The sequence below is a fragment of the Bacillus cereus group sp. Bc010 genome (assembly GCF_027716745.1).
Classification (GTDB): Bacteria; Bacillota; Bacilli; order Bacillales; family Bacillaceae_G; genus Bacillus_A; species Bacillus_A pacificus.
This window is the reverse complement of the sequence record NZ_JAQFUY010000001.1, coordinates 313,920-337,897: the sequence shown is the minus strand read 5'-3', so window position 1 is coordinate 337,897 and position 23,978 is coordinate 313,920. Positions and strand designations below refer to the sequence as shown.

Below are 23,978 nucleotides of genomic sequence, written 5' to 3'. Positions count from 1 at the left end.
AGCAGAAAAGCTGGTTAAAAGTCAAAATAATTTCTTTTTAATAGACGGGGTCTTCCCATTAATTCTTCATATGTTAGTTGTTTTGGTAAATCTTTCGTATAAATTAAAAACAATTGATCTTCTATTTCTTTCACTGTTTGATCTGATTGATAGTCCATACCACATGAGGAACAAGAAATGCATGGTGTCTCTTGGATTTCAATGGCTTTCGTACCATCTGGCAATTCCCAATATACAGTATTTAAGCTTTCTTTTGCTTCTGTACTGTCACACCACATACAATTCATACTGCATCACCCTCGGTTTTTTTGTCGTTTTCTTCTAATTTAGCCATTTGTGCTTGATATTTTTTATCTTTCAATTGGTCCCGCTTATCACGTTTATCTTTTAATGTTGCATGCGTTTCATTCTCTTCATAGTCTTTACGACGGTTCATACGCTGTAAGTCGTCTGGAACAAGGTTGAATTTCTTATCACTCATAAGGCCTGCGATACCAACATCTGAACGTTTTTCTTCGTAGTTTGGATAAATTTCTTTAAAGTACCCTTCTGCTCTTCCTGGAATGTAGCTTTCTGGCTCTGGATACGTTGTAATAACACCTTCAAAGTTACGAAGTACAACTTTATCTGCACTTTGCGAGATTAAATAGTTTGGTTGAAGCGCAATTTTACCGCCCCCTCCTGGTGCATCAACAACGAATGTTGGTACTGCATAACCAGACGTATGTCCGCGTAAACCTTCAATAATTTCAAGACCTTTAGAAACTGGTGCACGGAAATGACCAATACCTTCAGATAAGTCACATTGATAAATATAATATGGACGTACACGGATTTTTACTAAGTCATGCATTAGTTTTTTCATAATTGGAACGCTGTCATTAATACCAGCTAAAATTACTGCTTGGTTTCCGACTGGAACACCAGCATTCGCTAACATTTCACATGCCTTTTTCGATTCTTCAGTAATTTCAATAGATGTATTGAAATGTGTATTTAACCATACTGGATGATATTTTTTAATAATGTTACATAAGTTTTCTGTAATACGCTGCGGGAATACTACCGGCGCTCTCGTTCCGATACGAATAATCTCAACGTGCGGAATCTCTCGTAAATTTTTTAATACATATTCTAAAATTTTATCGTTAATAAGAAGACCATCACCACCAGAGATTAATACATCTCGTACTTGTGGTGTTTCACGAATGTAAGCAATTGCATCATCTAATTGTTTCTTCGGCACACCCATTCCAATTTGTCCACTAAAACGACGGCGTGTACAGTAACGACAATACATAGAACATTGATTCGTTACTAAGAATAGTACGCGGTCAGGATAACGATGTGTTAACCCTGGAACTGGTGAATCTTCATCTTCATGAAGCGGATCTTCTAAATCATATTTTGTTTTATATAACTCTTCCGAGATCGGTACAGATTGCATCCGAATCGGACAGCGTGGGTCATCAGGATTCATTAACCAAGCATAGTACGGTGTAATATTTAACGGGATCGTTTTCGTTGAAATTTTAACGCCCTCTTCTTCATCAGGTGTTAAGTTAATCACTTTCTTTAAGTCATCTAACGTTTTGATCGTATTCGTTAATTGCCAAACCCAATCATTCCATTGCTCTTCAGTAACATCTTTCCATAATTCGATATCCTTCCAGTGACGATTTGGTTTGTATACATCATGTAACATTGCTATTCCCCCTTTTTATACGCTCATCCTTTATATAAGCAATAGTTATGCCAACTTTACTTTATTGATAAGTAAATGTACGGATAACCCTATTATATAAGCGAAAAAAATATTTTTAAGCACTGTATGAAATCCATACATACTATCATATTCATTACTTTTTATATATGTAAACGCTCTTTTATTGGTGCAAACACACAAAAACCGCCAATTATTCGGCGGTTTTGTCGTACTTACTCAGTTTATATTGAAGCGTCTGACGAGGGATACCTAACATTTTTGCAGCTTGTAATATATTCCCTTCTGTTTCAATTAACGCTTGATCTATTAATTCTTTTTCCGTTTGATGAAGTGCTTCTCTAAGAGGCAATATGCCCTTCTTCTTTGGAAAACTCTCTTTTCGAAATGTACGCGGTAAACAATTAGCTGTTAATGTATTCCCTTCTGCAATAATGACAGCATGTTCAATCGTATGTTTTAACTCCCGAACATTTCCAGGCCATTGGTAAGCTTGTAGTCTTTCTTTCGCTTCCTTATCCATTTGAAGTACACCTTTTTTATAACTTTTATTATATTCTTTCAAAAAATAAGACGCTAACAATAATACATCCTCCGTTCTTTCACGGAGCGGCGGAATATATAATGAAAAGACATTTAATCGATAGTATAAATCAGTGCGAATTTTATTCTCTTTTAAACATATTTCTGGTGGCTGATTCATTGCGGTAATAACGCGAACATCTACTTTTCTCGTCTTATTATCACCAATACGACGAATAACACCATCTTCTAATACACGTAGCATTTTCGCTTGTAAATCGAGTGGCATTGAATTCAGTTCATCTAAAAACAATGTCCCTCCATCTACAAGTTCAAATAATCCCGCTCGTTCAATTGCCCCCGTATAACTACCTTTCGTCGTTCCAAACAATAAACTTTCTAATAGAGACTCTGGCAAAGCTGCACAGTTTTGTGCAATAAACGGCTTGTTCTTTCGCTTAGAGGCTTCATGAATCGCTTGTACAAATAACTCTTTCCCTGTTCCTGTTTCCCCATATATTAAAACATTCGCATCGGTTGGGGCTACTTTTTGTGCTAATTCTTTCGTCTGTTTAAACCGAGCATCATTCGTCACGATCGTTTCAAATGCAACATCCTTTTTGACCGCTTTTTTTCTAGATGACCGCTTTATTTTCGACTGCAAATCGACTATTGTATCGGTAAGTTTTTGTACTGTGGAATAATCTTTTGCAATTTCAACAGCTCCAGCAATATTTCCATCTATGAAAATAGGTAACGTCGTATTTACTGTACAAATGTCTTCCCCATTTAAGTTTTGATAATGCTGCACTTGATGAACGATTGGTTTTTTTGTATCTAATACTTTCATCAACGTACTTGTTTCCCTAGATAAAGAAGGAAACGCTTCTAACAAATGTTTACCTAACACTTTTTCAATTTTTGATCCATCGTGTTTTGCAGCTACAGTATTATAGAAAATTGTAATACCATTTTCATCTACTGCGTGTATAGCCTCATCAATACTGCCCAAAATCGCCTCAATGACTTCTTGTGTCGAAACTGCTAGCAATGTCATCCCCCCTCTTGCCGAAAATCCAGCAAATACTATGCCGAATTTCCGGCACACCTATGTGCGATTATAAGCATGACGATTCCGTTCTATTTTTATAACGTACTATTTAGACAAATCTTTTACCCATATATTCATATCTTCTAGCTTATCAAAAATGTAGCAATTGTTCGCCAATCTTCCTGTATACGTATAGCCTAACTGATGAAAGGCTGCATTCATTCCGAAAGAAAGCGATCGAGCAATTGTATAAGAACAGAAAATCGATTTTTCTTGAAGTTCTTCTTCTAACTTAATTAATAAACTTTTCATAAACCCATGTTTACGATATTCGGGTAAGGTCGCACAATTCGTTAATTCTGCATTTCCTTCTTTTATATTCATTTCTGCAGACGCTGTACTAATTATTTTCCCCTCGAATTCATACACATAGTAAATTGTATCGTCTTCTTTCATCGTTTGTTTTACATAACTCGCTTCGTTTAAAGGAGTCGGATACACTTCAAATACTTCTCCAAAGACAGCTGCTAATTCTTCTGCGTCCTCTTCTGTCGCTTTTCTTAATAGGAATTTTTCCGGAACTATTTTTTCCTTTACTTCTTTTGCTTTTACACCGCTTAAAATGGTATCTTCCTCAGCCCAATGAATACTATTTCGTCTTTCATCATTATTAAATTTCACGAAGAAGTATGCATCGTGACCTTGAAAATAATGTGGTATTGTTGCTTCTAATAAAAAACCGAAAGAGAGCCATGTTGAAACATGCTCTCCCTTTCCTTTAACAATACATTTAGTGAAAGAATGTTTCTCTGCTAATTCGTCAATTGTTTGGATGATTCTCTCAATATTTCCTGTGTAGTGGTCTACTCGAATACGTTTATTAAAATAGTCCAAAACGCCTTCTACTGTATGGCCATTCGTCTGTTCTCTAAAAGATTCATAGTATTTCATTTTTTCACCTCACACCAATCTAGTAATGTACATGCAATAATTTTTGCGGCAGCTATCATTTTATCAACTTCTATATATTCGTTTGGATAATGCGCTACTTTCGTTTCTCCTGGGCCAAATACTATCGTTGGTACACCGGCGATTTGTGTAAATAAGCCTCCATCAGTCCCCCACGGAGATGCTTCAACAATCGGTTTGTTCCCTTCGATTTCAACGAAGTTATGCTCGAGCGTTGTAATTAACTCATGATTTTCTTCTAGTTCACCTGGAACCCATCTTGCTCCAAACCATTCCACTTCTACAGGATTTTCAACAAACCAATTGTCCACATCATTTAATTCAGCGATCCAATTCTCGAACTCTTCTTTTGCTGCCTCTATAGTCTCATTCGGCGCAATACCGCATCTTCCTTCTAAAATTAACGAATCAGGAACAGAACTTGGCCAGCTACCGCCTTCAATTTTCCCAATATTAATTGGAATTGAGATCGGGATTCCTTTAAATAATGGATCTGTAATTCGGTCATTTCTCTTCTCTTCCAGCTTTCTCAAATGATCTACAACAAACATACTTTTTTCAATTGCACTTACTCCTTCATAACGCGTCCCACCGTGTGCTGCTTTCCCTTTCACATGTAGACGAAACCACATGGATCCTTGTTGTTTCGGGAAAAACTTCATATTTGTTGGCTCCGGAATAATAACACCATCTGCTTTATATCCTCGTAATATAGTTGCTAATGTTCCTGCTCCGCCGCTTTCTTCTTCTATTACACTTTGAAAATAAATATCTCCTTTTAATTCAATACGAGATTCAATAATTGCTTCCATCGCAAGCATTAATGCGACATTGCCGCCCTTCATATCTGTTGTTCCACGACCATATATACGATTTCCTATTTTCTCACCACTATAAGGATGATGATCCCACTGATTCACATCTCCTTCTGGTACGACATCAATATGCCCATTTAATATCATAGATTTCCCGTCGCCGCTTCCTTTAAGGGTTGCCACAATGTTCGGGCTATCTGAAAAACTTGTACGCGGTGATACAAAATAAGGATGATCTTTCATTTTAGAAAATGATGGCTCCCATATATCAAGATCTAAACCTAGCTCACGTAATTTTTCAATTACAATTGCCTGCGCACCACTTTCCTCACCAGATACGCTCTTTTCTTGAATTAATCGTTTTAAAAATTTTACGCTTTCTTCTTCATGACTCTCAATATAATCACAAACTTGTTTTTTTAATTGCTCCATATATTACATCTCCCCTCATTCAATTACTAGTAAGTTAGAGCCAATTTTAAAATCCGCTTCTGTATGTTTTTTTATATCTTCTACTGTGTATGGGCTCATCAATTCTTGTAAAATAAGTCCACCCTGCGTTACTTCCATTACTGCCATATCCGTAATAATTAAATCCACACATTTTTTTGAAGTTAATGGTAATGTACACTCGGAAACAATTTTTGCATTTCCATATTTATCGACATGATTCATCACAACAACGACCCGCTTCGCTTTTTGAGCTAAATCCATTGCTCCTCCAATACCTGGAACGCGTTTCCCTGGAACAATCCAGTTTGCTAAATCACCATTCTCACTTACTTGTAATGAACCAAGAATCGTTATATCTAGTAAACCTTTTCGAATCATCCCAAACGCTGTGCAACTATCAAAATAACTTGCTCCTGTAATAAGAGAAGTTGGCAAACCTGCTGCGTTACATAAATTTTCGTCTTCATTTCCTTTACTTGGCGTAGGTCCCATACCTACAATTCCATTTTCTGCATGAAACATAACGTTTATATCGTCAGGCAAATGATTCGGTACAAGCGATGGTATACCAATTCCCAAATTTACAATCATACCATTTTGTATTTCTTTCGCCGCACGTTTAGCAATCTTATCTCTCACTTCTACGCCCATACCCATTTCCAATTCACTCCTTCCGACGGTACGATATAATTTACAAATACTCCTGGGACAACAATTTCTTCTGGATCTAAACTTCCAAGTGGAACAATTTCTTCTGCTTCTACAATCGTTATATCCCCGGCCATAGCTACGTGAGGGTTCATGTTACGAGCGCTCTTATCAAACACAAGGTTACCGAATGGATCCGCCTTTTTCGCGTATACAATCGCAACCTCAGCAGTTAATGCTGTTTCAACTAAATATGTTTTACCATTCATTTCAACAGTACGTTTTCCTTCTTCTACAATCGTATCAACACCTACATCAACTAATACGCCACCAAGTCCTACACCACCAGCGCGAATACGCTCTGCTAATGTTCCTTGAGGAGAAAACTCAATTTGTAACCTTCCTTCGTTTAACTGTCTTCCTGCATTTGGATTTGATCCAATATGAGAAGTAATTAATGATTTTACTCTTTCATTCGTAACGAGACGACCGATTCCTACATCAGGAAATCCTGTATCATTTCCAATTAAATTTAAATTTGTAACTCCTTTTTCTAAAATCGCCTGTATTAAAGATGGAGGGGATCCAATCCCCCCAAATCCCCCAAACATTAATGTCATATCATCGTGGAATAAAGAAATTACTTCCTCTATCTCTTTTAATTTACTGAATGTATTCGTAATAGTTGTCATGCGATACTATGCCCTCCTTTTTGCATCATTTCTTCAACACTTTTTGCAAAAATTGAAAGTAATTCATCTAACTCGGAATATGTAGTTGTCATTGGCGGTGCTACAAGCAGTGCACTATCTTCTTTTCCTGCTTGCCCTGAAACAGCTTGGTATAAAAGAAGACCATTTTTAGCTGCAACCGAAATAAGTTCCGACGCTTTTGTAAACGGTTGCAATTCTACTCCAATTAGCAACCCTTTTCCGCGCACATCAGCAATGATTGTCGATTGTTGTTGAACTTTCTGTAATCCCTTTATTAAATACTCTCCCTTTTCAGCTGTTTTTTCAGGTAGATTATGTTTCTCCATATATTCAATAACAGCTAGAGCTGTTGCTGCAGATAATGGATTTGCACTTAACGTATGCCCACTCATAACAGAACGCGATCCTCGTAAAATTGGCTCCATTACACGGTCACTTACAACCGTCGCTGCCATCGGTGTGTATCCAGCTCCTAAACCTTTACCAAGGGTCATAATATCCGGTTCTACACCCCAATGCTCCATCGCAAACCATGCGCCAGTACGACCAAGCCCAGTCATTACTTCATCAGCAATAAATAAAATATCGTAATGACTACAAATATCTTTAATAACTTTATAATATTCTTTCGGCGGAACGACTGCGCCTCCAGCTGCTCCGATAATCGGTTCAGCGATAAAAGCTGCGATATGTTCTGCACCAATTCTTTCGATTGATCTTTCTAGTTCAGTCGCACAAGCAAGCTGACAAGTTGGATATACTTTTTGCACCGGACATCTAAAACAATATGGAGCTGGAATAGTTGGATAATCTTCTAAAATTGACACGAAACGTTGTCTACGCAGTGGATGCCCAGACATTGATAAGGCGCCCATCGTAATACCGTGATAACTCATCCATCGTGACAAAATTTTATGTTTCCCTTGAATACCTCGCTCTTGAAAATGTTGAATTGCAATTTTCATAGCTGTTTCATTTGCTTCCGTACCACTATTTACAAAAAAGCTCCAGTTCAAATCTCCTACACTTAAATCGCTTAATTTCTTAGCTAATTTTTCAGCTGGTTCACTCGTAAACTGTGATCTATAAACGAAAGCAATCTCCTCTGCTTGCTTTTTGATAACGTCCGCAATCTCCTTTACGCCATGCCCAATACCTGCCGTAATTGCTCCTGACGAGCCATCAAAATATTTATTTCCGTTTTGATCATACAAATACACACCTTTTCCATGTGAAATCATTGGATACGGCTGACCAACAAGTGGTTTAATTAAGTAATCGCGCATAGCGCTCCCCCATTTCTCCAATTTGTATATATATATGAAGAAAATTGACGTTTCTTTCATAAAAAAGAACCCTCTGCGAAAGCAGTGAATTTATCAAAAAACTATTATAAAATATACAAATGAGTGCTAAATATCAATTTAAAAACAGAAAATTCAGAACTTAAATTAAAGACCAACCCTTATCTATACGCCCAAATAACCCTCCCTTATATAAAATTAACGCTTCACTAAATATTTTTCCAACATAATGTCAGCTTCCCTCAAATGCCGACATTGTGTAAACTTCGACGAAACTCCCTTTAAACTCCTTCCTGTTCTCCTACTTTATATTGCATATTTTCAAACAAATCTCGACAATTAATCCTACTAAATGCATAGCAATTATTTTTATAGAACCCAATATTTCACATACATTCTCCTCCATTTATACAATAAAGTGAATCTTTAATCAGCCCTCACCAATCGGACTTTTATGGGCAGCCCGACCCCCACCTAACTTCTTTGTTTTCGCTGAATTTTGAGATGTGGGTCTTACTGCCCATTAAAATCGGATAAAAAAAGAACCGATTAACCACATTAATCAGTTCGGCACGACGCTCTTTTATCAGTTAATACCGTCACTTGCTAACGTAAATAGAAACAATAGTATTACAAAATCACAATTCATCCTACAGTATAAAGCACAACACCGTCCATAACTCCATTCACAATTCCTTGCGGGATATCCCCATCCCAAGGTTTCATTCCTTTCCTTAATTTCAAACTACCTTTCCTTTATAATTTATGTAGGACAATTATTACTTTGTATGTGTATTTGCCCATAATTTAAAAAATCCCTAGTTTCCTAAGGGTTTCAGGACATGGTTTCGACATGTCACGTGTTATGCTCTCAAATTTTTCATTTCGAAATATACACTTCCTCAGCCAATATGGATGATATATTTTTGTATCCTCTAGAAAATTATAACTCTCGTTCACCTAAACTTAACGTATCCTTAAAAAATACTTATTATTAATTTTCAACCTTTCTCCTTTAAAAAACAATTTTTTTCGCATAACCTCATTCTTGCTAAGCATATAGTTTTAATGATGACAAAGGAGGAATGTTCATGTCTCAATCTGAAATCGAAAAATATGGACAAGAAGCTGCACGTTACGAACAGCTCGCTCGTTACTATCAATTTCATAATCCAAAAAAATATGCAGAACTATATATGAAATATTATGATGCGCTTACGAATCTTGTACAGGCATACGAAAAAAGAGATTCACAAGAAGCTGCTTTACCATCGCACATAAGATTTTTTCACTCTGCTTCAAATACACCTGCCGTTGACATTTTAGTAAATGGGCAAAAGGTAATTAAAAATATTTCATTTAAACAATTTAGTCCCTATTTAACATTAGTACAAGGTAAGTACCGAATAGATATTGTTCCTGTCGGAAATGAAACGCCCATCTTTTCAGCTTTAGTACCAATAATGGGAAATCACACTTATACTTTTGCTGCAATAAATAGTGATAATCATCTACAATTACAACCTATGCTTGATAATACTCATTTACCAGCAGGCCAGGCAAAAATACGCTTTGCGCACTTTTCTCCCGATACCCCTGTTGTAAATGTAAGTTTAAAAGGTGGCGATCATTTATTTGAAAATGTACTCTTTAAACAAATAACAGATTTTTTAGAAGTTAGCCCTGGTACAGCGGATATAGAAGTTTCACTCGCAGATAATCAAAGTGTCTTGCTAACTATACCGGATTTCAAAGTCGAACCGAACATTATTTATACAATTTCAATTTTAGGTTATTCAACGAAAGATCCTAAATTAAAAGCCGTTATACTTACGAATTAAAACAGTCTACACCATTCATTTGGTGTAGACTGTTTATTTTTGAAATGCAATTTGAAATTCTGTCCAATCATTATCTGAACGACACATGATGGACCCATTATGCTTTTCTACAATTTGTTTACATACAAATAACCCAATACCAGTTCCTAACTTTTTAGTAGTTACAAATGGTTCAAAAATCGTTTCTACATTTTCAGCTGGAATCATTGGCCCGTTATTTTTTATTACAATCCGAATCGATTGATCTTCTTCAAATACATCAATGATAATTTTTCGTTCTTCTTTCATTGATTCAAGAGCGTCAATTGAGTTCATTAATATATTTAAAAATACTTGTCTCACTTCACTCCGATAACCAGTAAGCGGAATTGGATATGGCAAATTCTTTTCAATAGAAACATTTGCATTGACCAAACTTGGATATAAGAACTGTATAATGTCTTGAAACAAATCATTTAGCCAAAACCGTTCAGATTCAGTCCACATTTCTTTTTTCGATACGAGTAAAAATTGCGAAATGCGAAAATTTAATTGGTCTAATTCATGAGAAATAATATCTAAATACGATAAACTAGGATGGTCTGCCTTTAATAATTTGACAAACCCCATAATGGAAGTAAGTGGATTACGAAATTCATGTACAAAACTAGCTGACATTTGCCCTAAAATCGTCAGCCTTTCTTTATGTGTTTCGTTAATATATTGCTGTTTTTCCTCTAAATTTCTTGATATAATTTCCGAGTATTTTAAAACAGTGTAATAAATTAATTTGTCAAAACAAGTATGTATTTGGGCCATAATTGGTTTCAATTCACGTGCACTAACATCTAATTCACACATCGCTTCGAAAAGCTCATTTCTTCCCACATTTGCATTATAAACAAAATCACCTATATTCGCATCTGCTCCTGCACGTTCAATAGCAATTTTCTCGCATAATGGCTGAAGATAATTTATATCTTTTTCTTCCATAGTAAGTTCAATAATAAACTCTAATAAATCCTCTCCATTTTGAACTGCTTCTAGTCTAAATGGATCTTTATCGGAAATTATCATTTTGTTTTTCCAGTTCTCAACGAATTGGTGCCTGTTGTTTTTCAAGTGCGAACAAAATACTTCTTTAATATCCTTATCGATTGGAAAAACCTCCATTCCTCCATTTCCATGCGACGAACACCCTTTATATTTTGAATATTAACACAAAAAACATGATTCGTTAATAGATTATTGTCACATTTTGTTAATATGTGTTGATAAAATTTTTATAACTTTATTAATTGTTTAGATTGTTACATTCCATTTTCCTTCCTTTCATTCAAATTTTTTATATTCGATGCGACTTTTTTTGCATCCTGCTTCATTCTTTCGTACAATAGAAAAGGAAAGGTGTGAAAAATATGGTAAATAAAAATGTGGAAGATTATCTCCAAGAAGGCATTTACGGCCAAAAGCAAAACAAACCAGAAGAACGTAATATGTATTTAACTACATTACGTGAGCGTGTAGAAATCGCTTTAACTATCGGTCAAGTAATGCAAAGTAATGTATATTCTGAAGTAGCTAGTAGCATGCGCTCTTCTCAATCATTACAAATATTCCTAAATGGTGGCATTGCTTACCCACATTTATCAAAATACATTAAATTAGCGAATGAAAAAAATGTTCCTTTTACAATTGTTCAAAATAAAGGTATAGAAACACCAATCGGTTTAGTATTATCTCATAGCACTGCTGTCGACAAAGAACAAATTTATGTAGAAGATGCTATTTTCAAACAAGAAATGAAGTAAAAGGTACACTTGATTAAATGAAATCATTCTAAGAAACGCCAAATAAACAAAAAAACGAGTATGGAATCGTAAACATTTCCTACTCGTTTTTTTGCGATGTTTAAGTTCTAGTTACTTTATTTTTTAATACACACTAATTTCATTTCTGTCATTTCTTCGATTGCATATTTAATTCCTTCACGCCCCGTACCACTTTCTTTCACACCACCGTAAGGCATATGGTCTACTCTGAACGTTGGAATATCATTTATCATGACACCACCAACTTCTAATTCATCAATTGCACGCATTGCTTTAAACAAATTATTTGTAAATACGCCTGCTTGTAGACCGTAACGCGAATGATTTACTTGCTCTATGGCCTCATCAAATTCTTTAAATGTATTTACTGTCATAAGTGGACCGAATACTTCTTGGCACTGTACAGATACATGCTCTGGAACATTCGTTAATACAGTTGGTTTAAAAATCCTTTCATCACGTTTGTTACCACCATACAAAACGCTCGCTCCTTCTTTAACTGCTTCTTGCACCCAGTTATCGATACGCTCGACATCTTTTTTCGAAATTAAAGCTGATACATCCGTTTCCTCAAGCAACGGATCACCAACAACAACTGTTTCCATCGCTTTCTGTAACTTAGATAAAAATTCATCCATTCTCTCTTCATGTACAAAAACACGTTGTACCGAAATACAAACTTGTCCATTATTAACAAATGCTCCCCATTTTACTCGTTCAATTAATTCATCTGTTAATTCAACATCTTCATCAATAATAACAGCAGCATTCGATCCTAGTTCTAACGTAACTCGCTTTAACCCAGCCTTTGCCTTAATTCCAAGTCCAACTTTCGGACTTCCCGTAAAAGTAATGGAAGCAACATCATCATTTGTAACTATTGCTTCTCCTACAGTTGAACCAGGACCAGTAATAATATTTAAAGTCCCTTTTGGCAATCCTGCTTCTTCAAATAGTTCAACTAATGCATAAGATGATAGAGGCGTTTGATCAGCTGGTTTTAACACAACTGTATTTCCAGCAGCAATTGCAGGGCCCACTTTATGTGCCACTAAATTTAATGGAAAATTAAATGGTGTAATAGCTCCTATAACCCCAATCGGTTTTCGTATTGTGTATGCAATGCGCCCATCTGCACCAGGTGCTGCATCAAGTGGCAGTGTCTCACCGTATATACGCTTCGCTTCTTCAGCTGCAAATTTGTATGTCTGAACGGTACGATCTACTTCTCCCCTTGCAGCACGTATTGGTTTTGCAGCCTCTTTTGCAATAATCTCTGCAAATTCTTCTCTTCTTTCATCCATTTTTTGTGCGACTTTCTCTAAAATAGTCGCACGATCATATGCAGATAATCTATTCATTTCTTTCATTGCATTCTTTGCAGCAATAACAGCCTCTTTTACATCTTCTTCCGTTCCTTGCGCGATTTCCGCTAATGTTTCTTCAGAATATGGTGCATATAATGGTTTATACGTATTTACAGACTTCCAATCTCCATTTATATATAAATGCTTTTTCATAATTCTTCCCCTTTCAAATATATGTATACAACAATACTTCACCTAGTGAAAGGTCTGACTTATGTCATTGTAACATAGCCCTTATTCTGCAAAAAACATTATGCTCAAAAAAACTCTGCCATCTAGCAGAGTCTACGAACTAATTTGTTCTTGCAATGAAATTTGTTTTTCATCTTCTAAAATAACAATTGATTCTACAGTTTTTGTAACTTCTAGTCTCTTTATATAGTGTCCATCTAATTCTTTTACGCAAAACTTATAATTTTCGATTTCAATGAAATCCTCTTCAGCAATTTCTATATTCTTCGTTAAAATCCATCCACCTATTGTGTCAACACCATTATCATCAATCGTTAAACCTAATAACGTATTTACTTCACTAACAAGTACTTTTCCCTCTAGTATTGTTTTCGTTTCACTAACTTGTTGGATTTCTGGCTGTTCATCTGTATCAAACTCATCTTGAATATCTCCAACTATTTCTTCTAAAATGTCTTCAACAGTAACAAGTCCAGACGTACCACCATATTCATCTATCAATATAGCAATATGTGTTCTTTCTTTTTGCATTTTTAAAAATAAGTCGTGTATTGGGATGGAGTCGATAACTAAAATAATCGGCCTAATATATTGCTCTACTTTCTTATTACTAACCGCATTATGCTGCACAAAATCTGTGAAAATATCTTTAAAATTCACAAAGCCTATTACGTGATCTTTGTCGCCATCAACAACTGGATATCTCGTATATTTTTCCCGAGACATTTTTTGCAACGCTTCTTCAGCAGGCATTTCTTTACTTATAATATGCATCTCAGTTCGGGGTACCATTATCTCTTTTGCTATACGATCATCAAATTCAAAGATTTTATTTACATATTTATATTCAGACTGATTAATCTCTCCGTTTTTGTAACTTTCTGAAACTAATAACCGTAATTCTTCTTCTGAATGAACTTCATCGTGCCCTTTCGGTGGTTTCAGCCCTAGCAATTTCGTAATTATTCGGGCTGATCCATTTAATAGCCAAATAAAAGGAAACGCCATACGATAAAAGAAAGTTAACGGTTTAGCAACAAATAAACTCACCTGTTCAGCTTTTTGAATCGCAAATGTTTTTGGAGCCAATTCCCCTATTACAACATGTAAAAATGTAATAAACAAAAACACTAAAATTACAGCAAAAATATCTGCTAGTTGAGTAGAAATGTTCAAATTCACAAAAAATGTGTCAAACATTTGCTTTAACGCAGGTTTACCGAACCACCCAATTCCCAGTGCTGTAACTGTTATTCCTAGCTGACAAGCAGATAAATATTCGTCTAAGTTTGTAATGACTGTTTTGACAGATGTTGCGCGATTATTTCCTTCTGCAATTAAATAGTCAATTCTTGAACTTCGCACTTTAACAATTGCAAATTCTGCTGCAACGAAAAATGCCGTTAAGGCAATTAAAACAATCACTATACTTATACTATATATGTCCAAATACTTTTCCTTACTTACATTGTAAGCAAGGAAGCCACCTCCTACTTAATTTTATTCAAGTGAAGTAAGCATTCTAATACTCTAACAAAATTCTACATTAGCAACCACCTTTTTATATATTATATGCATACATAAAAAAGATATTTATCATTATGATAATCTAATTCATTTCCCTCAGTCAAATGATTCTAAATTTTAAGATAAAAACTTTTATATTCACGATATATTCTTCCTAACTTCATTTCGTGAAAAAACACTTTCTTTGCCGATTCCACACTTCTTTTGTCACACTGGAAGGGAACTTACTTCATAGATCGAAATCATTCAACAGGATATATATAGGAGGGATTATTTTGGAATATAAAACACCATTTATCGCAAAAAAATTAGGTGTTAGCCCAAAGGCTGTTGTCCGGATTGCACAACAATTAAATCTTACTATAGAAAAAAATAAATATGGTCACTTTATTTTTACACAAGATGATTTAGACCAAATGTTAGAATACCATCTTTCACAAATAGAGAAGTCCCAAAACACTCACCCTACTCAAAAAACATCATCAAATGATGTTGAAGAATTGAAAACTCAAGTAAATACAATTGTTCAAAACATATCATCACATGATTTTGAGCAATTAACCGCTCAATTAAACACAATTACGAGAAGACTAGATCGAATGGAAGAACAAATGCAAGATAAGGCAAATGATGTTGTTACGTACCAACTTTTACAACATCGCCGTGAAATGGAGGAAATGTTAGAGCGAATTCAAAAACTAGAAGCTACCCTCAAGAAAGAAGAACCAATCTATATTACTCCCGATACAAAGCCAATATATGAACGTGAAAAGAAACCGAAGCGCCGTAAAATGATTTTTAGTATATTTGGATTATAATTTTTAGACCCTTATTAAAAAAATAAGGGTCTTTTTCATGAAGAATGATTTCATTTTAAAATCGCATTCTCTTTATTATACATATTCATTTCGTTTTATTTGGTTAACATAATATTCTTACTGTATTCTGCGATTAATGCCTGTGCATGGGCATTTCCTTGAATTACATCTCGAAATTCTTTTAAAGAATACAAATGCGTAGCCCCTTTTCGGGCATGAATTCGTACTGGTACACCTTGTAAAGTATCATGAAATCGAAATGGCTTATCTATCGGTTCAATTGGGAAACCGAGTGTTAATAAATACATATACATTCTTTTTGTAACCGCTGCAATATACCATTCTGCTTTCGTTTCTAATGCATGCATAAATAAAATAGCTGTTAGTCTTTTGAAGTGTCCTCTCCCACGAGACGTTTTCGCGATACTTAACTTGCCTATTTCATATACATTTTGCAAATCTTTCACTAAATCATTTTTAGAAAACGGATAGAAAAACTCAGAATTTGATTGTTCTGGTACCGTATACTTAATACATTCTACTGTACCGATATGATGTTCATCTTCTATTAATAAAAATCGTGATGGATTTAAATTACGTTCTACGAACATTAAGTTTCTTTCTTCACAAAAATCTCCCCATAGTTGCTCGAACCAAAAATGTTCTTCCTTTGTTTGAACACGCTGGAACATATTTCCCCGCCTTTCCCATCGCCGCCCTGTTTTTGATAACGCTTTCACTATCTATCATATAAGAACAAATCTTCGTATGCAACTAAAAACATTTACGCCTTATTATATTCTGCAAAATAAATTAAATTCCATCATATTCGCCTTTTATCCCTCATGTACCATTCTTCTCAAAATATATTTCTATCACTTGCAAATTCATATCATATGAAGCTGTCTCCCATACTGCATATAATTCTTCTTAATCTAAAAAAATCCTTTATAAAAAAGGATTTCTTTTACTTCTTCATGCTTTTTAACCACTTCTCAAAAATTTGTACCATTCCATGTTTTCCCGCTAATTTCTCTTCTCCTTGTTTCGTTTTATATGGATATAATTGCAAGAAAACACCGCATCCAGACTCAATTTTTTTACTATGCATATGACTTCCTGGGTATACACAAATGACTTCATAAATGGCCCTTCGATGATAGATTCGCTTTCCATCCTGTTCTTCTACAAATTTTATAGACCAGTACTTATACATTTGCTCAGTTGCTTTCGTATTCCCAACGTGCTGAAAAATATTGTACATTGGGCTATACTTCACTTCAATAATAATAGAAGATTGATATACGTATTTCTCTTCCTCCTTTACATAACAGTCTAATCGAATATCTGGCTTCTTCGTGTCTTCTCCATTATAAAAATTACTCCCTTTACTTAATGCAATAAGAGGATGTGTTTCAATTAAATCATTAAATGCGACATGGACTTTCATATCATCTCGATGTAAAACTACTGTCGTTCCATCTTGTAATCCATCTACATAAAAATGTTCTTGTATTTGTTCACGAATGGAATTTCTAGCTTCAAAACCAATTTGCTCTAACATGGAAATAACGATAAAGAAAGCGTAATATTCATACACTAAAAAAGTTGGTTTATAAACAAATAATAAAGATGGAGATTGATCTGTATATTGTGGAAGTAAATCTAAATGCTGTAGTAATTGTTGATGTGGTATCGGTAAATTATGTGAGTTCATCTTACCCGTTTCAGAAACTTCTCTCCAAAATGGAGAATACATTAAAGTTTGAAAGTATTGTACACTATCATGTACAAAATGCGCTAAAATTCTATATTCTTGTATCTTCATAGAACTTTTTCGTAAATCCGCCTCTTTTAGTAAATGTATATTTTTATATTTTTGTTTCTCTCTATCGGTCACTGATCCATTACGCTCAATTGTTTGTATAATCGTTTTTACAGCTTGAAATTCTTCTGATTTCTTCTTTTTTTCTCTTTCTAATATTTCAATTGTTTGACGCAAAAAATTTTCCGCTTCAAGTAAATAAAGATAAAATTGCATCGCTTTAAATTTAAGAAATGCATTTTCCATACTATTTTTTTGTTCGATAAACTTACGATTATAATATTTTGCATACGGTTTTCTTTCCGCCACTACCGCTCCTTTCCTCGTTGCTTTCCGCTCCTTTTCTTCCCATTTATATTCATGTATAAATTTTGAACTCGATTCTATTTTCTTAAAAATTTGCTTTATCTTTTTCATTTTTTGCGGCAACTTTCTAAGTAACACTAAATAAGAAGAATCTTCAATATCGCTAAGTGCAGAGAAAGTCTTTTTATAATAACCTCTATCTAAAATCAACTCATTTAAAATCGACTTCACATAGTTTTGAATCATTTCAAATTGATCATCAAAAAAATTTTTGGGGACGACTTGAAAAGCGCCATAATACGTTCGATCTTCTATATTCACTTCAAAATGATATAAACCACAACGCCATGGATAAAAGAATTCCGTTTTTCCATGTTCATATATTAATACCTTTTGTTTTTGGTCATTTATTTCATATTTTGTCTCTTTTATATTCTTCTGTCCCTCATAGACTTTATTCCATATAAAAGTAATATTCATTGGATTTTCATAATGGTATTGCAATCTAATTGGTTTTAATTCTTGCACTTTATAAATACATTGAGCTAATGCTGTTGCAGAGGTACAAAGACGATTTAATAAAATATATTCTCCTTTTGACTCCGTTCCAATAATTAACTTTAATACAAAAGGAAGCGTTTCTTTCGTATCAACGATTTCTGTTTCGTATCGTCCATCATTTTGCATAACCATACAACTCCAGTTCTCTACGCTTTTCTCTTATATATGCTAAAGAGTGTTCAAATGTAGATACTCTGTTTGCAAGTGGAGATTGCAAAAGAGGTACTAATGTTGCCCCCCTTTTTACTTCCTCTGAAAGTAAAGACCCAACCATCATTTCAGTCCCTCTTATTTTCGTCAATACACGTTGCTTTATTTGTAAATCAAATCCTTCCTCTCTACTAATCATATAAGAATGATTATTTTGGAACGGTATATTTTGCAAATAAGTAGCAATTGCATTTGCACATCGAAAAGAAATTCCCTTTGACGTATCGTGTGATGACAATACACCATGTAACTTATCTAATAGCTCTAACTCTTCTTCAGAAAACACCTCAATCATCGTTTTATTCCTGACCCAATTTATGCGAAATTCTCCTGCAGTTACTTTCAGAGGTGGTTGTAATACAACTTTCTCTTGCTCCATGCACATCTCACAAAACGGAATCTTTCGTAAAGTTATTACATTCGTCCGATCTAATAATCGATCTGAGAGCTCCTTCGTCGTTTCATCAAAATTCACAGTACCAACAAATATAATATTTTCTCCAATTTCAATTGTTGGCGGAATTGGATTTTCTTTTTCTTGCACACCTTCATATAAATTTAAAATACGATTTTGCTTTTCAAGTTGAAGAACAGATAGAAATGGAGTAAACCAATGCTCAATATGTGACATATTCATTTCATCAAAAACGATTATATACAGCTGATTTTGATTTTCTTTTGCCTTCATTAACGCCCTAACTAATTTTGTTTCACTTTCAATAAAAGTACCATTTGGGTGAAGGTAACCAAGTAAATCATGTGGTTCTTGATATGATGGTGAAATCGGGATCCAAACCAATTCTTCCCCGTATTGTAATCCAAGTGCTTCTGCATAAGCTTGCACAAAACGGGATTTTCCAGCGCCTGGTATACCACCCAGAATCGTCAACATATTTGTTTTTGTACTTATATGAAAGTTATAAATATCTGTTTCATCCAAATATAGCCCTTTATTACGTACAAAACTTTTCACATACTGTAAAAAGACGGATTCACGCTCATCCCATTCCCATTCATCCTTTTGCACTTTTATTTCCTCTACCTCTACAAGCTTACCTTCTTCAGTTATTCGTTTTTTTAATTGCTCATACACATGATTGCTTACAAAATATAATTGATCTTCTACCGCTATTTCTACATACTTCATCCAGTCATTAAGTTCTATATACTTACATTCCCGCTGCTGTTCAAAATATGCGATTGAACTAATTGACGATGACTTTAAAGATATATTTCCATATAACCTTCCCTCATGCCACAATAACTCAGGAGGCTCAAAGTCTTTCGGATATTTTGGCATTAGAAATGACAAATAACCATTACTAAGTTTTCTTTCTAAAGACTCTCCCTTTTTATAATCGGAAACTTTAGGTACTGGAATCATTTTATAACCGTTTGCTATTTCTCGCGCTTCTTCTGTACAAATTAACTCCACGTATATATGTCCTCTTTCATAATAGAGACGAAACATAATCAATTGCTTTTCTAGTTTTCTTTTCTTTAATTCCGAAAAAACTTTTTCATTCTTTTTATTGCTACATAAACCTTCAAATACATATGGTTCATTTTTCAATTGCTCTTGCAATGTGAATGGTATTGGCGATAGGCATTGTACAAAGAAATTCTCTCCACTCTTCTCACTCTCTGCTTTTGTAAACTTCCCAATAAACCTCATATAGTACATTCGTTTTATAAAACTTGGCTGAAGAGCTTTATGTAATTTCACCTTCGTCACCTTCTTTTTTTCATACTATTCTTAGTGTATGAAAGAAACGCAAAACTAGAAACAAAAAACCTGACGTTATCCGCCAGGTTCAAAATGAAATCGTATATTAATGAGATGGAAATGCGTTTTTCTCTTGTAAGATGGCATTATGAGCAATTTTCATTTTAGCAAGTACATATCGTAAACGATCTTCAGCGTTTTCATCTTTATGTTGCTGTAATTCCGCCAAATTCTCTACCGCACTCGCTAAATTTTCAATCACTCCTCGTAGTTCAGGATGATGATTAAAAAAAGATTCTTGCACTAATACTTTCCTTACTTCACTCGCTAAATCAACAATTCTGTTCAACTGTTCTTTTTCTTCCATTTTCATCCCTCCTGAATATCTTATGTATTAAATATTCTATAGACAAAGAAAAAAGCCCTTTAAATGAAAAGGACTTTTACATTTTTATATTTCCAGTCAATAACATATAAAGAGATGTAACAGCTGCTACGACAATTGCACACATTACATATCTCTCTATACGAGTAAAACAACGATTTCCTTTTTCTTTTCTTGCATACACATAAACAATGATCCCAATCCCGTATACGATTGAAACGAGCAATAAATTCTTCAAACCAGCTGCATAAATAAGCCATATAGAGTAAAGTGAAGCAATTAAAGCTAGCGAACCATTTTTCACTTTTGCATCTTTTAGTTCATTTGTAATTACTAATTTGAATTGGAATAACGCTGATAATAAATATGGTACTAAAATTGATGTTGACGCTATGAAATACATAATTTGATATGTTGACTCTGAAAACAGAACGATTATAAATATAACTTGGGCAACGCCATTTGAGATCCATAATGCCATATGCGGCGTTTGTTTTTTATTTGTTTTCGTAAAGACTTTCGGAAACACACCATCTTTTCCTGCTACATGGGAAATTTCAGAAACAAGTAAAAACCAACCTATTAATGTACCTACAAGTGAAGCAACTAACCCGATGTTAATCGCTACTGCGCCCCACGTCCCAACAACATGTTCTAATACATGTCCCATTGACGGCGTTTCTAAAACAGAAAGCTCTCCTCTTGTCATCGCTCCCATTGACAAGACAGAAATTAAAATATAAATAGACATTACTAAAATAAGTCCTAATACTGTCGCTTTACCGACGTCTCGACTATTTTTCGCTCTTCCAGATAATACTACCGCTCCTTCAACCCCGATGAAAACCCAAAGAGTTACAAGCATTGTATTCTTCACTTGACCAAGTATAGAGGAAACTGAAATAGTTCCTTCTCCCCAAAAATCATGTGTAAATGTATCCCAGCGAAACGCTGTTACCATTACAACAATAAATAATACGATTGGTACCAATTTCCCTATTGTTGCAATCACATTCATAATAGATGCTTCACGAATTCCAAATAAAATTAGAAAATGAAGTGTCCATAATAAAAGTGATGCTCCTACGATAGACGCAACACTATTTCCACCTTTAAAAATTGGGAAGAAATAGCCTAATGTACTAAACAGTAACATGATTGTTGCAACGTTTCCTAAAATTCCTGCTAGCCAGTATCCCCAAGCACTGTTAAATCCAATATATTCACCGAAACCAGCACGTGCATAACTATAAATTCCGCCCTCAAGCTCTGGTTTTTTTCTTGCTAACGTTTGATATACGAGCGCGAGTGGAATCATTCCCATCGCTGTAATACACCAGCCAATTATTATAGAACCACTATTTGCTCCTACTGCTAAATCATGCGGTAAACTAAAAACACCGCCACCAACCATTGTTCCAACTACTAATGCAATTAATGGAAAAAAACCTAACTTCTTTTCTATTTGTACCACCCCATCTGTCATTCTAGGTGTTATGTTCGTTCAACTATTAAAGTCACCTTTTTCTCTAATAGACGCTTCTCTTATATTTTTTCAGGAAAACATTACTTATTCTAAAAGAAAATGAAGAAAAATGGAATACTTTTTTGAAAAAATGTATAAGTATGCACAAAAAAACCGTTCATTTTGTAATGAACGGTCATTTCATACATATAAATTTGTATATTTCTTGTAAATTTAACGAAGTAAGTTCTCTTTTTGTAAAAATTGTTTCGCTACTTCTTCACTACTTTTACCATTTACATTTACTTCATAATTCATTTTTCGCATTTCTTCATCTGTAATCTTTCCAGATAATTTATTTAATACTTTTTCAAGTTCAGGATATTTTTGTAACGTCTCTTTTCTTAATAAAGGTGCACCCTGGTATGGTGGAAATAATCCTTTATCATCTTTTAGCACTTTAAGTCCATATTGTTCCAATTCACTATCTGTTGAGTATGCATCAATTACATTCACATCCCCTGATTGAATTGCACTGTAACGTAATTTTGGTTCCATCGTTTTCACATTTGAAAACTTATAGTTATATAATTTTTGCATTCCTTTATAACCATCTTCACGATCAGCAAATTCTAATGTGAATCCTACTTTCGCATTCTGTGCAATTTTTCCTAAATCAGAAATTGTACTTATATTATTTTGATCTGCTATTTTTTTCGGCATAGCTAGTGCATATGTATTGTTATACTCCATCGGCTTCAACATAACCATATTATATTTCTGTTCCATTCCAACGCGAGCCTGTTCATATACTTCATCCCGATTTGTACTTTTTGGCTCTTCTTTCACAAAAGTAGATAAAGCTGTTCCCGAAAACTCAGGGTATATATCTACTTCTCCTGATTTCAACGCTTCAAATACAAATGCTGTTTTTCCAAGACCTGGTTTTAATTGTACGTGTAAATCGGTATCTTGTTCGATAAGTTGCTTATACATTTGAATTAAAATTTCAGGTTCTGATCCAAGTTTGCCCGCAATAACAATATCTTTCTTTTCTGTATTCCAAAGAAATGGAGAAGCAACCATTATACAAACAATACATATCGTCAATATAACACGCTTAGACGAGCGTTTTGGCCTCTCAAGCACTCGAAGTACTACATCAAAGAATAAAGCGAGTAACGCGGCTGGTACGGCCCCTAAAATGATAAGTGCATGATCATTCCGATCGATACCGAGTAATATGAGTTTACCGAGCCCACCAGCACCTATAAGTGCTGCTAATGTAGCCGTTCCAACAATTAATACCATTGCCGTACGAATACCGGCCATAATAATTGGTAAAGCAAGAGGAAGCTCTACCTTCCACAGTCTTCTCCAGCTATTCATCCCCATAGCTTTCGCTGCTTCGATTAAAGATTCATCTAACTCCCGTATTCCTGTATATGTATTGCGTAAAATAGGTAATAGTGCATACACAACTAATGCAATAATGGCTGGCAGTTTTCCGATTCCTACTAACGGAATTAATAATCCGAGTAATGCAAGTGATGGCACCGTCTGCATAACTGCAGAAGTTCCTATAATAAACTCAGCCATTCGTTCTTTTCTCGTTAATAAAATGCCAAGCGGTACCGCAATAATTACTGCAAAAAATAATGAAATAAGCGATATTTGTAAATGCTCACTTAATGCAGTTAGTAATTCTATTTTTCGTTCTTGAAACGTTTGTATAAAATCAGTCAC

The 23,978-nt window shown here is 34.6% G+C and carries 20 protein-coding genes; 3 read left to right on the top strand and 17 right to left on the bottom strand.

Annotated features, from left to right (window positions below; translation table 11 throughout):
- Positions 1–14: 14 nt before the first annotated feature.
- The 8 genes from PDQ68_RS01710 to PDQ68_RS01675 all read right to left on the bottom strand — a co-directional run bounded on the left by PDQ68_RS01710 (position 15) and on the right by PDQ68_RS01675 (position 8,180).
- Positions 15–287: a YokU family protein gene (locus PDQ68_RS01710; RefSeq protein ID WP_000995764.1), complete on the bottom strand. Its 273-nt coding sequence runs from the start codon at positions 285–287 to the stop codon at positions 15–17.
- The gene (gene kamA, locus PDQ68_RS01705; RefSeq protein WP_000902137.1) at positions 284–1,705 is read right to left on the bottom strand and encodes a lysine 2,3-aminomutase; all 1,422 of its coding nucleotides are present in this window, start codon (positions 1,703–1,705) and stop codon (positions 284–286) included. Before kamA ends, PDQ68_RS01710 begins: the two co-directional genes overlap by 4 nt.
- Before the next feature lie 211 nt (positions 1,706–1,916).
- Positions 1,917–3,302, bottom strand: a complete 1,386-nt coding sequence (gene rocR / locus PDQ68_RS01700) for an arginine utilization transcriptional regulator RocR (RefSeq protein WP_011040293.1) — start codon at positions 3,300–3,302, stop codon at positions 1,917–1,919.
- Positions 3,303–3,401: 99 nt separating this feature from the next.
- Positions 3,402–4,247, bottom strand: a complete 846-nt coding sequence (gene ablB / locus PDQ68_RS01695; RefSeq protein WP_000878610.1) for a putative beta-lysine N-acetyltransferase — start codon at positions 4,245–4,247, stop codon at positions 3,402–3,404.
- Positions 4,244–5,512 carry a peptidase gene (locus PDQ68_RS01690; RefSeq protein ID WP_061183521.1) on the bottom strand — a complete coding sequence of 423 codons (1,269 nt, stop codon included), beginning with the start codon at positions 5,510–5,512 and terminating at the stop codon, positions 4,244–4,246. The genes ablB and PDQ68_RS01690 overlap by 4 nt, the downstream gene beginning before the upstream one ends.
- A gap of 15 nt (positions 5,513–5,527) precedes the next feature.
- Positions 5,528–6,190 (bottom strand): CoA transferase subunit B, encoded by a 663-nt coding sequence (locus PDQ68_RS01685; RefSeq protein ID WP_061183520.1) that lies wholly within the window; start codon positions 6,188–6,190, stop codon positions 5,528–5,530.
- Complete coding sequence (gene atoD / locus PDQ68_RS01680; protein ID WP_000208119.1) at positions 6,175–6,873, bottom strand: acetate CoA-transferase subunit alpha; 699 nt, start codon at positions 6,871–6,873, stop codon at positions 6,175–6,177. Before atoD ends, PDQ68_RS01685 begins: the two co-directional genes overlap by 16 nt.
- Positions 6,870–8,180, bottom strand: a complete 1,311-nt coding sequence (locus tag PDQ68_RS01675; protein ID WP_001205894.1) for an aspartate aminotransferase family protein — start codon at positions 8,178–8,180, stop codon at positions 6,870–6,872. Before PDQ68_RS01675 ends, atoD begins: the two co-directional genes overlap by 4 nt.
- 1,109 nt (positions 8,181–9,289) lie before the next feature.
- Here PDQ68_RS01675 and PDQ68_RS01670 point away from each other — a divergent pair.
- Positions 9,290–10,039 (top strand): DUF4397 domain-containing protein, encoded by a 750-nt coding sequence (locus PDQ68_RS01670; RefSeq protein ID WP_061183519.1) that lies wholly within the window; start codon positions 9,290–9,292, stop codon positions 10,037–10,039.
- 33 nt (positions 10,040–10,072) lie between these two features.
- Here PDQ68_RS01670 and PDQ68_RS01665 read toward each other — a convergent pair whose 3' ends face one another.
- Positions 10,073–11,191: a BA2291 family sporulation histidine kinase gene (locus tag PDQ68_RS01665; RefSeq protein ID WP_000451748.1), complete on the bottom strand. Its 1,119-nt coding sequence runs from the start codon at positions 11,189–11,191 to the stop codon at positions 10,073–10,075.
- 245 nt (positions 11,192–11,436) lie between these two features.
- Between PDQ68_RS01665 and PDQ68_RS01660 the strand changes: the two genes are divergently transcribed.
- Entirely contained in the window at positions 11,437–11,829 is a 393-nt protein-coding gene (locus PDQ68_RS01660) for a YueI family protein (protein WP_000247570.1), read from the top strand.
- A gap of 116 nt (positions 11,830–11,945) precedes the next feature.
- Here the strand turns inward: PDQ68_RS01660 and PDQ68_RS01655 are convergent, their stop codons facing one another.
- A complete protein-coding gene (locus PDQ68_RS01655) occupies positions 11,946–13,370 on the bottom strand; it encodes an aldehyde dehydrogenase family protein (protein ID WP_061183518.1) in 1,425 nt (474 codons plus the stop codon).
- A 132-nt stretch (positions 13,371–13,502) separates the two neighbouring features.
- Entirely contained in the window at positions 13,503–14,858 is a 1,356-nt protein-coding gene (locus PDQ68_RS01650; protein ID WP_002163665.1) for a hemolysin family protein, read from the bottom strand.
- A 353-nt stretch (positions 14,859–15,211) separates the two neighbouring features.
- Between PDQ68_RS01650 and racA the strand changes: the two genes are divergently transcribed.
- Positions 15,212–15,754, top strand: coding sequence for a chromosome-anchoring protein RacA (racA, locus tag PDQ68_RS01645; RefSeq protein ID WP_000456007.1), 543 nt, complete (start codon positions 15,212–15,214; stop codon positions 15,752–15,754).
- 95 nt (positions 15,755–15,849) lie between these two features.
- Here the strand turns inward: racA and PDQ68_RS01640 are convergent, their stop codons facing one another.
- From PDQ68_RS01640 to PDQ68_RS01615, 6 genes are all read right to left on the bottom strand, one after another.
- Positions 15,850–16,446: a hypothetical protein gene (locus PDQ68_RS01640; RefSeq protein WP_061183517.1), complete on the bottom strand. Its 597-nt coding sequence runs from the start codon at positions 16,444–16,446 to the stop codon at positions 15,850–15,852.
- A 275-nt stretch (positions 16,447–16,721) separates the two neighbouring features.
- Positions 16,722–18,572 carry a hypothetical protein gene (locus PDQ68_RS01635; RefSeq protein WP_061183516.1) on the bottom strand — a complete coding sequence of 617 codons (1,851 nt, stop codon included), beginning with the start codon at positions 18,570–18,572 and terminating at the stop codon, positions 16,722–16,724.
- Positions 18,562–20,382: an AAA family ATPase gene (locus tag PDQ68_RS01630; protein WP_061183515.1), complete on the bottom strand. Its 1,821-nt coding sequence runs from the start codon at positions 20,380–20,382 to the stop codon at positions 18,562–18,564. Before PDQ68_RS01630 ends, PDQ68_RS01635 begins: the two co-directional genes overlap by 11 nt.
- 106 nt (positions 20,383–20,488) lie before the next feature.
- Positions 20,489–20,749: a hypothetical protein gene (locus PDQ68_RS01625; protein WP_000391444.1), complete on the bottom strand. Its 261-nt coding sequence runs from the start codon at positions 20,747–20,749 to the stop codon at positions 20,489–20,491.
- A 76-nt stretch (positions 20,750–20,825) separates the two neighbouring features.
- Positions 20,826–22,253, bottom strand: coding sequence for an arginine-ornithine antiporter (gene arcD / locus PDQ68_RS01620; protein ID WP_046646911.1), 1,428 nt, complete (start codon positions 22,251–22,253; stop codon positions 20,826–20,828).
- Positions 22,254–22,466: 213 nt separating this feature from the next.
- A complete protein-coding gene (locus PDQ68_RS01615; RefSeq protein ID WP_073530205.1) occupies positions 22,467–23,978 on the bottom strand; it encodes an ABC transporter permease/substrate-binding protein in 1,512 nt (503 codons plus the stop codon).

Coding starts and splice junctions, on each gene's coding strand:
- PDQ68_RS01710 (WP_000995764.1), bottom strand. CDS start 287: ATGAATTGTATGTGGTGTGACAGTACAGAAGCAAAAGAAAGCTTAAAT.
- arcD (WP_046646911.1), bottom strand. CDS start 22,253: ATGACAGATGGGGTGGTACAAATAGAAAAGAAGTTAGGTTTTTTTCCA.
- PDQ68_RS01690 (WP_061183521.1), bottom strand. CDS start 5,512: ATGGAGCAATTAAAAAAACAAGTTTGTGATTATATTGAGAGTCATGAA.
- atoD (WP_000208119.1), bottom strand. CDS start 6,873: ATGACAACTATTACGAATACATTCAGTAAATTAAAAGAGATAGAGGAA.
- PDQ68_RS01625 (WP_000391444.1), bottom strand. CDS start 20,749: ATGGAAGAAAAAGAACAGTTGAACAGAATTGTTGATTTAGCGAGTGAA.
- PDQ68_RS01660 (WP_000247570.1), top strand. CDS start 11,437: ATGGTAAATAAAAATGTGGAAGATTATCTCCAAGAAGGCATTTACGGC.
- PDQ68_RS01635 (WP_061183516.1), bottom strand. CDS start 18,572: ATGCAAAATGATGGACGATACGAAACAGAAATCGTTGATACGAAAGAA.
- PDQ68_RS01675 (WP_001205894.1), bottom strand. CDS start 8,180: ATGCGCGATTACTTAATTAAACCACTTGTTGGTCAGCCGTATCCAATG.
- PDQ68_RS01640 (WP_061183517.1), bottom strand. CDS start 16,446: ATGTTCCAGCGTGTTCAAACAAAGGAAGAACATTTTTGGTTCGAGCAA.
- PDQ68_RS01655 (WP_061183518.1), bottom strand. CDS start 13,370: ATGAAAAAGCATTTATATATAAATGGAGATTGGAAGTCTGTAAATACG.
- PDQ68_RS01670 (WP_061183519.1), top strand. CDS start 9,290: ATGTCTCAATCTGAAATCGAAAAATATGGACAAGAAGCTGCACGTTAC.
- ablB (WP_000878610.1), bottom strand. CDS start 4,247: ATGAAATACTATGAATCTTTTAGAGAACAGACGAATGGCCATACAGTA.
- kamA (WP_000902137.1), bottom strand. CDS start 1,705: ATGTTACATGATGTATACAAACCAAATCGTCACTGGAAGGATATCGAA.
- PDQ68_RS01685 (WP_061183520.1), bottom strand. CDS start 6,190: ATGGGTATGGGCGTAGAAGTGAGAGATAAGATTGCTAAACGTGCGGCG.
- rocR (WP_011040293.1), bottom strand. CDS start 3,302: ATGACATTGCTAGCAGTTTCGACACAAGAAGTCATTGAGGCGATTTTG.
- PDQ68_RS01665 (WP_000451748.1), bottom strand. CDS start 11,191: ATGGAGGTTTTTCCAATCGATAAGGATATTAAAGAAGTATTTTGTTCG.